The organism is Micromonospora sp. LOL_024, from assembly GCF_048060415.1.
Classification (GTDB): domain Bacteria; phylum Actinomycetota; class Actinomycetes; order Mycobacteriales; family Micromonosporaceae; genus Micromonospora.
Genome location: NZ_JBHMIS010000011.1, coordinates 22,069 through 36,644 on the forward strand (window position 1 = coordinate 22,069; position 14,576 = coordinate 36,644).

The following is a 14,576-nucleotide window of genomic DNA, read 5'->3' on the forward strand; positions in this document are numbered from 1 at the left end:
CCGGACCGCCGGCAGTGACGGTATCGGCCTCGATGACTGAGACTGATCCGGTTCTCAGCCCGGTGCCCGGCGCGCGTTTCGCGGAGATTCCGGTCGACTCGATCGTGCCGAATCCGAAGCAGCCCCGGCAGGTCTTCGACGATGAAGCCCTGGAGGAGCTGAAGACCTCCATCCAGGAGGTGGGGTTTCTCCAGCCGATCGTGGTGCGGCAGCTCGACGACGAGAAGTTCGAACTCGTTATGGGCGAGCGGCGGTGGCGAGCCGCGCAGGCGGTCGGCCGGGAGAGTATCCCGGCGATTGTCCGCGACACCCGTGACGACGCCATGCTGCGGGACGCCCTGTTGGAGAACATCCACCGGGCGAACCTGAACCCCCTGGAGGAGGCCGCCGCCTACCAGCAGCTGCTGGAGGAGTTCGGGGCCACCCACGAGGAGTTGGCCCGGCGGATCGGCCGCAGCCGGCCGCAGATCTCCAACACCATCAGGCTGCTGAACCTACCGGCGCAGGTGCAGCGGCGGGTGGCGGCCGGGGTGCTCTCCGCCGGACATGCCCGGGCGCTGCTGAGTCTGGAGGAGCCGGAGACCCAGGATCAGCTTGCCCTGCGGATCGTCGCCGAGGGCCTGTCGGTGCGGGCGACCGAAGAGATCGTCGCGCTCGCCCTGAGCGAGGGACCGAGTAAAAAAGAGTCCGCGAAGCGTCGCCCGAAGCCGCACGCGCCGGCACTGAACGACTTGGCCGACCGGCTCGCGGACCGGTTCGACACCCGGGTGAAGGTTGACATCGGACGGAGCAAGGGCAAGATCACTATCGAGTTCGCTACGGTCGACGACCTGGAGCGGATCGTGGGCATCATCGGTGTCGAGAACGAGGAACAGCAGGACTGACACGCCGAGGACAGACGGCCGTCCCATCGTTCTCGACGGGACGGCCGTTCCGTCTCTCTGGGGCCCTGTGGAGCCGGAGCAGGCCACCGCCGGCTCCACAGGCCGCCGACATCCCCGCATGTCGAGTCCTGTTTCACGTGAAACAGGACGAAGGTCTGTCGGCTCTCTTGGTGTCGGTGCGGGTGATCCCGCCGTTCTGCCTCAGGCATCCCTGGTGGTGCTCGGACCGGGGCGCCCGACTGCCGGGATGGTCGGCGGGAGGATAGCGTCCTCGATCCCGTCCGAGGGTGGGCTCAGCGGGACCGCACTCTGGGCGGCGCAAGCCACGGTTTCACGTGAAACGGTTCCCGTGGAGCTGACGTTATCCACAGGTGTTATCCACAGGCTCGGTCCGTTTCACGTGAAACAGGAGAGTGAAACCCCTTGTCGAGCCTTGGATTGCGTCGGTGCTCAACAACCGCCAGCCTGTGGATAACTCTGGGGAGGGTGGTGGACACTGTTCCCGCCCGCGGTGCGCGGCGTTCCGGTGCCGAAGCTGATTCGGGTAGGGACAGGAGTGTGTTGACTCGGCTAGGGTCAGCGTCGTGCAAGACACCCCTCCCTCAATTCCGGACTTCACCCAGTGGCCGTCGTTTCCCTTCGAGGGCGACCTGCGGGTCAAGCCGCTCGCCGATCCGGTACCGGTCGAACCGCCCCGCAAGGGCGAGGCAGACCGGGAATGTACCGCCTGTCAGGCGCCCGACGAGGCCTACATCTGGGTCGGCGAGCGGTGGCGGGTACGAGCCATGGACCGGCCCACCGGCCTACCGATGGTCCTCATCCTGGAGTCTCGATCGCACCTGGATCTCGGCGACCTGCCGAACCTGCTCGCCGCCGAGCTGGGTGTGATGACGGTCCGGCTCGAACGGGCCATCCGCTCGCTGGACGGAGTGGCCCGAGTGCACGTCAACCGTTGGGGCGACGGGTCGGCCCATCTCCACATGTGGTTCCTCGCCCGCCCGTACGGGCGGCTTCAACTGCGGGGGACCTTCCTGTCCCTCTGGGACTCGATCCTGCCGCCGATCTCTGAGGTCGCGTGGCGGGAGAACCTCGCCCACGTTGCGGCCTGGCTGGCCGAATTCGGCGGGCGGCCACTGGCCGAACCGCCCCGCATCCAGTGGCAGGCGCCGTCCAGCCTCGCCGCGCAGTCGGCGTCGCCGGCAAAGAACAGGCCGGCCGAGGGCGGATCACTGCTGGACGTCATCGGTGAGACAGCCGAGCCTCCCGACGCCTCGGCAAGCCTGGTGGACTCTGAGCAGGAGGCCGAAGCGCCGCCAGTCCCGCAGGACGCATCTGGACCGGCAGGCGACGCCGGACGTCAGGAGGCTACCGAAGCGGAGCCGATCCGATCCGCGACGACAATCCAGACGGTCCCCGGCGTGATGATGGTTAATCCGGAGTCCATGGCCGGCGAACACCAGCCGAAAAGGCCGGAAGCGCCGGGACCGGGCGGAGCGCCCGAGCCGGCGGAGGCATCGGAGGTCGTACAGGAGGCGGCTGCTGGCGAGGTGCGGGACTCGGGCAAGGCCCGCCCGACGTCATCCGGGCCCGGCCAGCAGAGCGGTGGAGTCGACTCCGTCTCGGTCGCCGATTCGCCGCCGGATCAGCCGGGAAACGCTGCCACCCAGCCTGGCCGGCCGAAATCTGCCTGAACGTCGGCTGCCCGCTCGGGTCGGACCGGCCGAGCGGGCAGCCGACGACGTCGCCGCGAACTGCCAGCGGGCTCGCCGATCGTCGTCAGGTCGGTCGTTGGCCTGAATGCAGCCCTCGACCACCCGGAGAGGTTCAGCGAGCAGCGGCGCGGGCGACCAGGTCGCCGATCACGCGCCCGAAGTCGAAACCGGCTGCCTGCACGGCGAGCGGTAGCAGCGACGTCTCGGTCATGCCCGGTGAGACATTGGCCTCCAGCACGTGCGGTTGGCCGCCCGAGTCGACGATCAGGTCGACTCGGCTGAGATCGCGCAGACCGAGTGCGCTGTGGGCGGCGAGCGCGACCTGCGACACCGCTTCGGCCACCGAGGGCCGTAGGCGGGCCGGCGTGTGCCAGGTGGTGCGGCCTGCCGTGTAGCGGGCTGCGTAGTCGTAGAGCCCGTTACGGGGCACGATCTCAACCGCCGGTAGCGCCTGCGGGCCGCCCCCCAGGTCGATGACGGAGACCGCCACGTCCACGCCGGGCACGTGGCGCTCGACGAGCGCAGTTGAGTCGTACGCGAAACAACCGACCATCGCGGCCGGCAGTGACGCCGCGTCCCGGACCACGGCGGCGCCCAGGCCAGAGCCGCCCTGCGCGGGCTTCACCATCAGGGGCAACCCGAGCCGATCGACGATGCGGTCGAGCACGGCCACCGCGCCCAACTCGCTGAACCGGTCATGTGGGAGCGCCACCCAGTCAGGGGTGGTGATGCCGGCCTCCCGCAGCACGGCCTTCGCCGACGGCTTGTCCCACGCCAGGCGGGAGGCCCTAGCGTCGCAACCGACGTACGGGATGCCGCAAAGGTCGAGCACCCCGCGCAACGACCCGTCCTCACCGGTCGCGCCGTGCAGGGCGATGACCACGGCGTCGGGCGGATCCGCGGCCAGCGCCGGTAGCAGGGCGACGTCTGCATCGCGCAGCGCGGCCTCCATCCCCACGGCCCGCAGCGCGTCGAGCACCCGGCGTCCGGAGCGGAGCGACACATCTCGTTCGTACGACAGCCCACCGGCGAGCACGAGCACGTGCAGATCGGTGGCGGCGGGACCGGACACGACGGGTTCTTCGGCAGCGGTGACACCCATGCCGGGCATCATGCCAAGTCGGGACCCGGGACATCCGAGCCGGCCCCGCTGCGCCGGCTACCCGGCCCGCCGACCGCGCCGAACACGCGTCGCATGGCGATGTCCTGCTCCATCACGCTGGCGAGCCGGCGGACGCCCTCCCGGATCCGCTCGGGCGGCGGGAACGAGAAGTTGAGCCGCATGTGGCCGTTGCCGGTGCCGTCGGCGTAGAAGCCGGTGCCGGGCACGTAAGCCACCCGCGCGGCGATGGCGCGCGGCATCATCGCCTTCGCGTCCAGCCCGTCCGGCAGCGTCGCCCAGACGAACAGCCCACCGCCGGGAGTGGTCCACCTGGTGCCGGCCGGCATCAGGTCCTCCAGGGCGGTGAACATCGCGTCCCGCCGCTCGCGATAGACCTCCCGGTAGACCTTCAGCTGCTCGCGCCACGGCATCGTGCTGAGGTACGTGGCCACGGCGGCCTGGGCGTACGCGCTGGGGCAGAGGATCTGCGCCTCGCTGGCGATCACCAACTTGTCGCGCACGGCGTGCGGCGCGAGGATCCAACCCACGCGCAACCCGGGGGCGAAGGTCTTGGAGAAGGTGCTCAGGTAGAAGACGCCGTCCCGACGCCGCGCCCGCAGCGGCGCGGGGGCCTCGCTCTCGAAGCTCAGCTGGCCGTACGGGTCGTCCTCGACCACCAGGAGTCCGGCCCGCTCGCAGATGTCGAGAACCCGCTGCCTCCGCTCCTCCGTCATGGTCACGCCGGTGGGATTCTGAAAGGTGGGGATGGTGTAGAGGAACTTGACTCGCCGTCCGGTTCGGGCCTGATCGGCGACAGCGATCTCCAGCGCCTCCGGAATCAGTCCGTCGTCGTCCATCGGCACGTGCACGACCTGCGCCTGGGCGGCCTGGAACACCCCGAGTGCGCCGACGTAGGTCGGCCCCTCGGCGAGCACCACGTCACCCGGGTCAAGAAAGAGCCTGGCCACCAGGTCGAGCGCCTGCTGCCCGCCGACGGTCACCACCACGTCCTCGGGCGAGGCGCCGCAGGCGGCGTCGATTCCGGAGAGCGCCATCACCTCGCAGATCCGCTCGCGTAGTTCGAGGGTGCCCTGACCGATGCCGTACTGCAGTGTGGTGGTTCCGTGTTCGGCACCGAGCCGGCCGAGCATCTCGCCCACGGCGTCCAAAGGCAGCGCTGCGATGTACGGGGCGCCGCCGGCGAGCGACACCACCTCCGGGCGGCTGGCGACCGCGAACAGCGCCCTGATCTCCGAGACGGTCATCCCCCGTACCCGGCGGGCGTACCGATCGGTGTAGTCGTCGAGTGTCGTGCCGGTCATCACATCACCCCGATGGCTGCTCGGACGGCCCCCGCCCCGGTTACCCGGGACACCGGCGACCATGGCGGCACGGCGCGCCGATTGTCGATCCTATCCGCCACACGCCGCCCGACGCCCCCTCGATTTTCCGCAGGTCCACATCGCGGACCCGGAACAGGTGGACGTTCACGCGTCCTCTCCCGTGTTCCGGTTCGGCGGCGTACGATCGCTCGTCGGGGGCGGAAGTGTGGCGGCACCGGTCGGGCCGCTGCTGGCGGCGGTTGCCGTCCGGGCCGGTCCCACTTCCGAGCCTAGTGTGGGGAAGCGCCAATGTCGCGACGTCTGGTCAGCCTGACCCTGGACACCCTGGAGGACCTGCCCCGTCCGTGCCGGCAGTGCGTCTACTGGGAGCTTGATCCGGTTTCCGCCGATCGTGCCTGCGCTGCGGGTGACCCTGGCCTGGAGAAGGAGGCGTGGGTCTCGCAGACTCTGCTGGAGTGGGGCTCCTGCGGCAAGCTGATCTACGTCGACGGGATGCCGGCCGGCTTCGTCATGTACGCCCCGCCGGCCTATGTGCCTCGCTCGATGGCGTTCCCGACCTCTCCGGTCTCCGCCGACGCCGCGCTGCTGACGACCGCCAACGTGGTTCCCGCGTTCGTCGGTGGCGGGCTCGGCCGGATGCTGGTGCAGGGGGTGGCCCGCGATCTGACCAGGCGCGGGATCAAGGCGATCGAGGCATTCGGGGACGCGAAGTTCGGCGACGCCGCCGATCCTGCCGGCGCCTGCGTGGCTCCCGCCGACTTCTTCCTGTCGGTGGGCTTCAAGACCGTGCGCCCGCATCCGCGTTTCCCTCGGCTCCGTCTGGAGCTACGGACGGCGTTGAGCTGGAAGTCGGACGTCGAGTACGCGTTGGAGAAGCTGCTCGGCTCGATGAGCCCGGAGTCGTTGTTACGACCGGTCCGCCCCAGCCCGGTGACCCGCTCCACCGCCAGCTGAGGCCGTGCCGTGGGATCAGTCGACCACGGTACCCGCGGCGACCGCCGCCCGCAGTTCGCTAACGTCGATCGAACCGGTGGGCACGTCGCGCTCGATGGGCAGGTACATCCGCTGCACGGCGGCCACGATCGCCTCCACCAGTTTGTCCCGGAAGCGGGGATCGACCAGCCGCTGCCGGTCGGTCGCCGAGGTGAGGTAGCCGACCTCGACACGTACCGCCGGCATCCGGGTGATCCGGAGCAGGTCCCACGCCTTGGCATGGGTACGGCAGTCGCGCAGGCCGGTACGCGCGACGATCTCCCGCTGGACCAGCCCGGCCAGCCGCTCGCCGGTGGCCGAGGTGACCCCGTTGTCGGTGCCGTAGTGGTAGGTGGCGACTCCCTCTGCGGCCGGATTGGCGTGGCGGTCGATGTGCAGCGAGATGAACACGTCGGCACCGAGAGAGTTGGCCAACTGGGCCCGGTCGATGTCGGGAAGGCAGGTTTCCGGTGCTGGGCCGCGGGTGAGCTGTACCCGTACGCCGGACGCGGCCAGCCGCCCCTCCAGCCGGCTGGCCAAGTCGTGCACCAGGTCCGCCTCCGTCCAGCGCAGCGGGCCGTCGGGCACCACCACGCCTGGGTCGGTGCCGCCGTGGCCCGGGTCGATGACCACTGTCCGGCCCACCAGTGTCGGCCCGGACTGCCGGATGGCGTCGGACTCGCGTAGCCACTGCGGTCGGCCGCCGACCACCTTGCGGCCCAGCCTGCGCAGCGCGTTCATGGTGTGCGGGCCGCAGGTGCCGTCGGGGGCGAGCCCCACCTCCCGCTGGAACTGAGCCACCGCGCGGGACGTGCGGATGCCGTAGATGGCGTCGGCCCGGCCGGTGTCGTACCCCATCTCCAACAGTCGTTCCTGCAGCGATCGGACGTCCTCACCGGTGAGTGGGACCGGCACCGCGTGGTAGAGGGTGCGGGCGCCGAGCCGCCAGCGGGCGGCGTCGAGCGCCCGCCAGGTCTCGGCGCCGACCCGGCCGTCGACGCTGAGCCCGCGGGACTGCTGGAACGCGCGGACGGCGAGTTCGGTGGCGGTGTCGAACTCGTCGCTGTGCGGACCGGTCGCCTTGGACAGGAGGTCGAGGCCGGTGAGCACGGTACGGATCTCGGCTACTGCGGGTCCCCGGTCACCGGAACGTATCGGCTGCACGCAGGACCCCCTCTGCACGGTCAGTGGCTGGCCGGGCCCGGCGGCGGTGGCCAGCACCGCCCGACGGGGACCAGGTGGTCACCGGCGTACGGCGGCCCCCGGTTCGAGGTTATGTGCTGGGCGGTCCGCAGGGGCGGCGGGCGGAGAAATAGGCGCGACCCCGTGCCGGTGGTCCTGGCACGGGGTCGGTGGCGACGACGTCGCTGGGGTCAGAGCGCCGATTCGATCAGCTTGACCAGTTCGCCCTTTGGCTTGGCACCGGCAATCGACTGCACTGGCTCACCGTTCTTGAACACAGTGAGGGTCGGCACCGACATGACGCGGTATGTGCGGGCGGTCTCCGGGTTTTCGTCGATGTTGAGCTTGACGATGCTGACCTGGTCACCCATCTCGCCGGCGATCTCCTCCAGCAACGGTGACACCTTGCGGCACGGTCCGCACCATTCCGCCCAGAAATCCACCAGGACCGGCTTGTCGGACTTCAGCACGTCGGCGGCGAAACTCGCGTCGGTGACCGACTTGGTTGCTCCCACTGTTGACCCTCCTCCTCCGATGTGTCTGTTCAGCCCTTGGGCAGGGTCGCGATGAAGCGCTCCGCGTCCAGGGCAGCCGCGCAGCCGGTGCCGGCCGCGGTGATGGCCTGCCGGTACGTGTGGTCGACCAGATCTCCGACGGCGAAGACCCCGGGGATGCTGGTCCGGGTGCTGGGCGCCTCGACCTTCACGTAGCCCTCGTCGTCCATCTCGACCTGCCCACGGAACAGTTCGCTGCGCGGGTCGTGGCCGATCGCCACGAACACACCGGTGATGTCGAGCACCTTGGCCGCACCGGTGTGGGTGTTGCGTACCCGCACGCCGGACACCTTGCCGTCCGCGCCGAGCACCTCCTCGACCACGGTGTTCCACTCAACTTTGATCTTGTCGTTGCCCAACGCCCGCTCAGCCATGATCTTGCTCGCTCGGAACGAGTCCCGGCGGTGAAGAATGGTCACCGAGTCGGCGAAGCGGGTCAGGAAGCTGGCCTCCTCCATCGCCGAGTCACCGCCACCGACGACCACGATGTGCTGGTTGCGGAAGAAGAAGCCGTCACAGGTGGCACAGGAGGAGACACCGTGGCCGAGGTACTCCTGCTCGCCCGGTACGCCAAGCGGACGCCAGGCGGAACCGGTCGCCAGGATCACAGCACGAGCCCGGTGGGCGGTCTCGCCGACCCAGACGGTGCTGACCGTGCCCGGGTGACCGGTGTCGGTCAACTCGACCCGGGTGACGTCGTCGGTCAGGAACTCGGCACCGAACCGCTCGGCCTGCTTGCGCATGTTGTCCATGAGTTCCGGGCCGAGGATGCCGTCCGCGAAGCCGGGGAAGTTCTCCACCTCGGTGGTGGTCATCAGCGCGCCGCCGGACTGCACGCCCTCGATGACCAGCGGCTTGAGGTTGGCACGCGCCGCATAGACCGCGGCGGTGTAGCCGGCCGGCCCGGAGCCGATGATGACCAGGTTGCGGACCTCGTCCACTGCCGTCTCCCAATCGTGTTGACTGTCGTCACCGGCGCAGGGGCCGATGGCGATCCCGAGTGCCGACGCGGCGGCACTGATGTGCAGAACGTCATCGTACGAAGCGGGGATTCCCCAGCCGGTCATCCGGTGGGTCACGTCACGTGAACGGTCAAATGACGGTGACCGCGGACTTACCCTACCCGCGTGTGGTAGCGGGCGTCCGCGCCGGACCCGGGGACACCACACTCCGGTCCGCTGACCCAGGCCCACTGCCCGCCGGAGACGTCGGTGAAGCGTACGACCAGCGCCGGCAGGCCCTCGAAGTGGGCGTAGTCGACGACGTCGACAACCAGTGGCGTTCCGCCGTGCTCGACGCTGATCTCGGTGAGGCAGGCGCTCAACGCCGGCCGGTCACCGAGCCGGGCAAGGTCTCCCTGGCCGGGCAGGCGCTCCTCGCTCTGCCCGCCGAGCGTCGGCTCGCTCCTGGTGGAGAACTGCCTGATCGCCGGGCTGAGCCCCGCCAGGGTCTCCGGCGTGTAGTCGTTACCGCTGCTCTCCGCCTCACCGACGATCTGGAAGGGAGCGCTGGCCGCATCGGCGGTGCCACGCTCCGGCGCCGCGTCGGTGGCGGCATCCGGCGGGTACGCGTGCGGGACCACCGGACTGGCCCCCGGATCGCGGTAGGCGGTGACGCTCGCCGAGTCGTCGCCGTGACTCGACCGGGACAGTTGGAGGGCGCCCAACCCGACCACCGTGGCTGCGGCCAGCGCGACCGGGCCGGCCACTCGAGCCCAGCGACGCCTCCGCCGGCCAGGCCGGGAAGGGAGGCTCCGCTCCTGCCCGGGACGCGGGGTACCACCGGGCCGCCGGGAGCCGCCGGGCGGTTGGACCGGCACGACTGCTGTTCTTCCGCCCGTCGACTCAGCCTCGCCGGCCACGTCGGGCGCCCCGCCGGCATCCGGTGATGGCACCACCGGCCGCAATGAGGCCGCCACGGTAGGTTCGTCGCCGACTGGCGTGGGATGGTCCGGCTCGACGTGCTCGGCGACGGTCAGCGCGGTGCGGATCCGGTCGGCGATCTCCGGCGGGAGTTCCGGCGCCGGCTCGCCCCAGCCGGCCAACTCGGCACGAACGCGGTCGAGGGCCGGTGCGAGCGTGGCGTGTGCCTGTGCCCAGCCCGGGTCCTGCGCGACGAGCCGGGCGATCTCGGCCTGCTCCAGGGTGCCGTCCAGCGCGCCGCCGAGGTAGTCGGCGAGGAGGTCGTGATCGACCTCGCTGAACTCCCCGGTACTCACGGTTCCTCCTCCTGCTTCTCGACTGACGCCGGTCGGGACGGCATCGACCTCGATCGGACGGCCGGTGGCGCTACCTGGTTCCCCTGGGTGACGCCCGGCACGTTCGGCTCGCCGCCGCCGGACACTGTCCCGTCGCCCGGTGCCGACCCGCTGCCGGGCCGCAGATGCCCGAGGGCGACCGCCAGGCGGGCTCGGCCGCGGGAGCACCGGCTCTTGATCGTCCCTTCGGCCACCGCGAGGATCCGTGCGACCTCGGCGACCGGATAGCCCTGCACGTCCACCAGGACGAGCGCGGCCCGCTGCTCCGGCGGAAGCGCGGCGAGGGCGTCCCGGACGACCATCGCGGTGTCGTGGTCGCGCACCGGGGCCGCCGGTTCGACCCCACCGCTGCCGGCACCATCCTCCGGGCCACGGATCCCGTCGGGCAGCGGCACCGTCGGGTGGGCCTGACGGCGACGGATCCGGTCGAGGCAGGCGTTCACCACGATCCGGTGCAGCCAGGTGGTGACGGCCGAGTCGCCCCGGAATCGGCCAGCGGCTCGGTGGGCGGAGAGCATCGCGTCCTGGAGGGCGTCCGCGGCCTCCTCACGGTCGCCGATCGTACGCAGGGCGACCGCCCAGAGCCGATCCCGGTGGCGGTGGAACAACTCGCCGAACGCATCCCGGTCGCCGGCGACATGGGCGCGCAGCAGGTCGAAGTCGCTGACCGGTTCGCCCGCCGGCGCCTCGCCGGTAAGGTTCCGCCCGGCGTCGCGTACCTCCATCACCGGCTCCGGTGGGTGCCGCCGGGCTGACGCGTCATGACCCCTTGACCGAGATCTCCTGCACCCCGACCTTGAAGCCGCCTCCGTTCGGGGGCAGCTCGGTGATCCAGAACAGCAGGTAGCGGTACTTCTTGTCGGCGTCGAAGCCGTCGAAGGTCATCGTGGTGCCGTCGTGCGTCTCGAACGGCTGCCCGATCCGACCTTTTTGGTAGGCGGTGAGGACCTGGTCGTCGCCGGCACCCGTCGAGGGCGCGTCGATCGTGCCGGTCAACAGCTCCGCCGAGGCGCCGGTGTCGGAGAGGTTCACCTGCACCGACTTGACCGTGTGCTCGCCACCGAGGTCGACCCAGACCCCCATGCCCCGCTTGAGGTTGCCGAAGTTGCTGCGGTTGTAGGTCTCCGTCGACCAGCCCTCGTCCCGGTCACCGTCGAAGACCTTCTCGGCGTCGCGAACCTCGCTGCGATTGCTGCTGTCCGGGTCGATGATCCGGGCGCCGCTGATCTTGAGGTCCCGGATGGCCGGCGCCGCCGGCTCATCGGTGACCGGGGCGCTGGAACTCGGCGCGGCAACCGGGTTGGTCTGCGGATCGTCGTCACCCAAGGTGGTGATGCCAATGAGGAGTCCCACCAGGGCCACCGCGAGCAGACCGGCGATGCCCAGGGCAACCTTGCGTCCGCCCGCCGCCGCCAGCGGCGACGGCTCCTCGCCCGTCTCGCCGGCGAAGCGCAGCGGGCCAGTGTTGTCGAGATAGTCGTCGTCGGGCACGTCGAGCCGGGCCAACTCTGCTGCGAGGACATCCGACGACGGCGGGGCGATCCCGCCGTCGATCAGGTCCATCGTGAGGTCGTCCAGGTAGGCCGGCACCCCGGCCCGGACCTGGCGTGGCGCCGCCACCGCGCCATTGGCGTCGCGTACCGCGTCGGGAATGGCGGCTCGGCCGTGCCCGGCGGTGGCCCCCCGCAGGGGCGCCTCGGTGTGCGGCCAGTAGCCGGTCATCGCGAAGTAGAGGACCCCACCGACCGCCCGGACGTCACTCTCCTGGGAGTCCGCGCCGTCGGTACGCGCGTCCGCCAGGACCACCCGGCCGTCGTCACTGATCATCACCGTGCCCGGATGCACATTGCCGTGCACCATGCCGGTGGCGTGCACGGCGGCCAGCGCGCTGGCGACCGAGCTGCCGACAGCAGTGGCCCGGGTCGCGTCGAACGGCCCCGTAGCGACTAGTTCCCGCAGCGACTGCCCGTCGACCCACTCGCGCACCACGTAGGCACGGTCGGCCTCGTCGATGGCGTCGTAGACGCCGACCAGGTTGGGGTGGATGACCCGGCTGGCCGCGACAGCGGCCTGGAGCATCTCGGTGGCGGAGCCGCCTCCCGGGTAGCGCATGACAACCGCGACGGGCCGGCGTAGCACGACATCGACCCCGCGCCAGACCAGGCGGCCCGCGCTGTCGTTGTTGATGTGCTCGACCAGTTCGTAACGTTCGGCGAGGATCTCACCTGCCGTCGGAGCACCGAAGATCATGACCGACGGAGTGGTCTCGTCCGCGTCCTGACCCTCGCCGACCTGGGTCACCCGTCCTCCCTCGGTGATCGTGCCGATCGATGGACCCGCGCTGCTGGGCATCTGCTTACCGCTCCGCCTTCGTCTGGTACCTGGCCGACCGGTCCCCACTGATGGCGCACCGGTGCCTGCCGTACCCGTCGAGAGCGACCTTACCCGTGTTGCCCGGCTCCTCGACATGTCATCTTCCCGCCGTGACCGACGGGTGACTTCGCAGTCGTGCGGTCTCGTCCGGTTGGCACCGTTGTCAGCCGCGTTGCTGGCACATGTACCAGCCAATCTAGAGGCTGCCCACACCTGGCCGTCGTCGGGGCGGGGCAGGTCGAGGCAGCCGGTCAGGCGTGCGGTGGGTTCCCGTCGGTCGGTCGGGCACACTCAGCCGTCCGGCTGGTTGTCCACAGGCCGACCCGTTCGGCGAGCGGCAGCTCGCGGAGTTATCCACAGGCACGTCCCCAGCCTGGTGATCCGCGGTCACGCTGGGTGCAACCCGTCGCCTCGTCGGGGATCTAGCGTCCGAGGCGGCGGCGGACCATGCCGATCACCTCGGTGATCTCCGAGATCCGAAGCACGACGGCAAGACCCAGATACGTACCGCCGATCACGGCGCCACCGACCAGCAACTGCACGATCGCCTCCGCCTTGGTCGGCGTGTCGTCGCCAGGAAGCAGGAACACCACCAGCAGGCCGGCGAGGGCGGCACCGAGCGCGGCGACCGCCACCCGGCCGAGGGTGCGCAGGATCGCTCCCAGCCCGATCCGGCCCACCCGGGGTCGCAGCAGCCAGGCGGAGACGATCGCGGCGGCCAGATAGGAGACCGTGTTGCCGATCATCATTCCGGCACCGGCGAAGCTCGCCGAGAAGACCGCGAACAGGGCGATCTGCACCCCGATCCGGAGCGCCACGACTGGAATGTTGATCAGTGCCGGAGTACGGGTGTCCGGCAGCGCGTAGAAGGCGAAGGTGAACAGCTGGCTGATCGCGAAGGGCACCAGCGCGAGTGCCGCGGCGAGCAGCACCAGGGACGTCGCGGTCGCGTTGTCCTCGGTGAACGCGCCGAACCGGAACAGCGTGAACGCGATCGGGGTGGCGAGCACGGCGTAGCAGACCGCGATCGGGGCGAGCACGGCCGACACCATGCGGGTGCCCCGGGACAGGTCGGCGACGAGGTCGGCGTACCGGCCGTCGGCGGCGGCGGCGCTCATCCGGGGCATCAGCGCCGTGATGATCGACACGGCGATGATGCCGTGCGCGGTCATCAACAGCAGGAAGACGTTGTTGTAGATCAGCGGACCGGCGGCGTTCTCCTTGCCGGCGCGGTTGAGCAGGTTGAACAGCACGATGAGGCCGATCTGGCTGACCGCGACGTAGCAGATCATCCATGCCCCGAGCCGGCCCAGCTCGGCCAGGCCGAGCTGGCGGAAGTCGAAGCGGAGCTTCCACCGGAAGCCGACCCTGCGCAGCGCCGGCAGCAGGCCGGCGACCTGGATGGCGACGCCGATCAGGGTGCCGCCGCCGATCAGCAGGACCCGCCCGACCGTCATGTCCTCGGGCCCGACGATCTCGGCGCCGAAGATCGCGATGTACATGCCGGCGGTACCGATGACCACCAGGTTGTTGAGGATCGGCGCCCACATCGGGGCGGCGAAGTGGCCACGGGTGTTGAGCACTGCGCTGATCAGTGCGCTCAGGCCGGAGAAGAAGATCATCGGCAGCATGAGCCGAGCCAGCGCGGTGACCAGTTTCGAGTAGCCGGGAGCGGATTCGTTGGCGCCGTACAACCAGGTCAGTGGCACGGCGAGGGCGACCGCGAGCAGGGCGGCGGCGCCCAGCGCGAGCACCGCGAGGGTCAGCAGCCGCTGGGTGTACGCCTGGCCGCCGTCGCTGTCCGTCTTGCGTCGGCGTACCAGCACCGGGATCAACACGCTGGTGAGGATGCCGCCGAGCAGGAACTCGTAGACCATGCCCGGCAGGATCTGCGCGGTGGTGTAGGCGTCGCCCACCAGCGCACCACCCAGGGCGGCGCCGATCACCAGATTGCGCAGGAAACCCGTACCCCGGCTGACCAGGCTGCCGATCGCCATGACCGCGCTGTTGGTCGCGGCGCTGCCCTCCGCCACCTGCTCCTGGGGTGGCGCGACCGACTCCGTCGCGGGCTGGTTCAGCGGCTCGGCCGAGATGAACGTTGCGCCGTCGTCGGGCCGGCCGCCCGGCACGCCGCCCTGCTGGGCGTTCGCGCTGCGGTAGAGCCCGCCGCTCATCTGTGCCTCCAAGGGGTACACCG

At 70.3% G+C, this 14,576-nt stretch carries 11 protein-coding genes and 1 pseudogene; 3 read left to right on the forward strand and 9 right to left on the reverse strand.

Annotation, left to right across the window (positions count from 1 at the left end):
• Window positions 1-50: 50 nt before the first annotated feature.
• Together ACFHWY_RS14195 and ACFHWY_RS14200 are read left to right on the forward strand one after the other, a co-directional pair.
• Window positions 51-884 (forward strand): annotated as a pseudogene (locus ACFHWY_RS14195) (ParB/RepB/Spo0J family partition protein); the annotation flags it as partial.
• 584 nt (window positions 885-1,468) lie between these two features.
• Entirely contained in the window at window positions 1,469-2,575 is a 1,107-nt protein-coding gene (locus ACFHWY_RS14200) for a hypothetical protein (RefSeq protein ID WP_416580654.1), read from the forward strand.
• A gap of 133 nt (window positions 2,576-2,708) precedes the next feature.
• On the opposite strand, the gene ACFHWY_RS14205 is transcribed toward ACFHWY_RS14200, so the two are convergent.
• Both ACFHWY_RS14205 and ACFHWY_RS14210 read right to left on the reverse strand, forming a co-directional pair.
• On the reverse strand, window positions 2,709-3,698 hold the full coding sequence (locus tag ACFHWY_RS14205; RefSeq protein WP_416580655.1) for a D-alanine--D-alanine ligase family protein: 990 nt from the start codon (window positions 3,696-3,698) through the stop codon (window positions 2,709-2,711).
• A gap of 8 nt (window positions 3,699-3,706) precedes the next feature.
• Window positions 3,707-5,020, reverse strand: a complete 1,314-nt coding sequence (locus ACFHWY_RS14210; protein ID WP_416580656.1) for a PLP-dependent aminotransferase family protein — start codon at window positions 5,018-5,020, stop codon at window positions 3,707-3,709.
• 309 nt (window positions 5,021-5,329) lie between these two features.
• On the opposite strand from ACFHWY_RS14210, the gene ACFHWY_RS14215 reads away from it, so the two are divergent.
• Entirely contained in the window at window positions 5,330-5,995 is a 666-nt protein-coding gene (locus ACFHWY_RS14215; RefSeq protein ID WP_416580657.1) for a GNAT family N-acetyltransferase, read from the forward strand.
• A gap of 15 nt (window positions 5,996-6,010) precedes the next feature.
• Here the strand turns inward: ACFHWY_RS14215 and ACFHWY_RS14220 are convergent, their stop codons facing one another.
• The 7 genes from ACFHWY_RS14220 to murJ form a co-directional block, all read right to left on the reverse strand.
• Window positions 6,011-7,177 (reverse strand): N-acetylmuramoyl-L-alanine amidase, encoded by a 1,167-nt coding sequence (locus ACFHWY_RS14220; RefSeq protein ID WP_416580658.1) that lies wholly within the window; start codon window positions 7,175-7,177, stop codon window positions 6,011-6,013.
• A 209-nt stretch (window positions 7,178-7,386) separates the two neighbouring features.
• Entirely contained in the window at window positions 7,387-7,710 is a 324-nt protein-coding gene (trxA, locus tag ACFHWY_RS14225) for a thioredoxin (RefSeq protein WP_164448776.1), read from the reverse strand.
• 29 nt (window positions 7,711-7,739) lie between these two features.
• A complete protein-coding gene (trxB, locus tag ACFHWY_RS14230) occupies window positions 7,740-8,690 on the reverse strand; it encodes a thioredoxin-disulfide reductase (RefSeq protein WP_416580765.1) in 951 nt (316 codons plus the stop codon).
• Window positions 8,691-8,863: 173 nt separating this feature from the next.
• A complete protein-coding gene (locus ACFHWY_RS14235; protein ID WP_416580659.1) occupies window positions 8,864-9,967 on the reverse strand; it encodes a hypothetical protein in 1,104 nt (367 codons plus the stop codon).
• The gene (gene sigM / locus ACFHWY_RS14240; protein ID WP_416580660.1) at window positions 9,964-10,731 is read right to left on the reverse strand and encodes an RNA polymerase sigma factor SigM; all 768 of its coding nucleotides are present in this window, start codon (window positions 10,729-10,731) and stop codon (window positions 9,964-9,966) included. The genes ACFHWY_RS14235 and sigM overlap by 4 nt, the downstream gene beginning before the upstream one ends.
• A 34-nt stretch (window positions 10,732-10,765) precedes the next feature.
• Window positions 10,766-12,358: a protein kinase family protein gene (locus ACFHWY_RS14245; protein WP_416580661.1), complete on the reverse strand. Its 1,593-nt coding sequence runs from the start codon at window positions 12,356-12,358 to the stop codon at window positions 10,766-10,768.
• Window positions 12,359-12,801: 443 nt separating this feature from the next.
• Window positions 12,802-14,553, reverse strand: a complete 1,752-nt coding sequence (gene murJ / locus ACFHWY_RS14250) for a murein biosynthesis integral membrane protein MurJ (protein WP_416580662.1) — start codon at window positions 14,551-14,553, stop codon at window positions 12,802-12,804.
• Between the last annotated feature and the right edge of the window lie 23 nt (window positions 14,554-14,576).

What these genes read in the sequence shown, in the direction of transcription:
- sigM (WP_416580660.1), bottom strand. Translation starts at nt 10,731, where the DNA reads ATGGAGGTACGCGACGCCGGGCGGAACCTTACCGGCGAGGCGCCGGCG.
- murJ (WP_416580662.1), bottom strand. Translation starts at nt 14,553, where the DNA reads ATGAGCGGCGGGCTCTACCGCAGCGCGAACGCCCAGCAGGGCGGCGTG.
- ACFHWY_RS14205 (WP_416580655.1), bottom strand. Translation starts at nt 3,698, where the DNA reads ATGGGTGTCACCGCTGCCGAAGAACCCGTCGTGTCCGGTCCCGCCGCC.
- ACFHWY_RS14215 (WP_416580657.1), top strand. Translation starts at nt 5,330, where the DNA reads ATGTCGCGACGTCTGGTCAGCCTGACCCTGGACACCCTGGAGGACCTG.
- ACFHWY_RS14210 (WP_416580656.1), bottom strand. Translation starts at nt 5,020, where the DNA reads ATGACCGGCACGACACTCGACGACTACACCGATCGGTACGCCCGCCGG.
- ACFHWY_RS14245 (WP_416580661.1), bottom strand. Translation starts at nt 12,358, where the DNA reads ATGCCCAGCAGCGCGGGTCCATCGATCGGCACGATCACCGAGGGAGGA.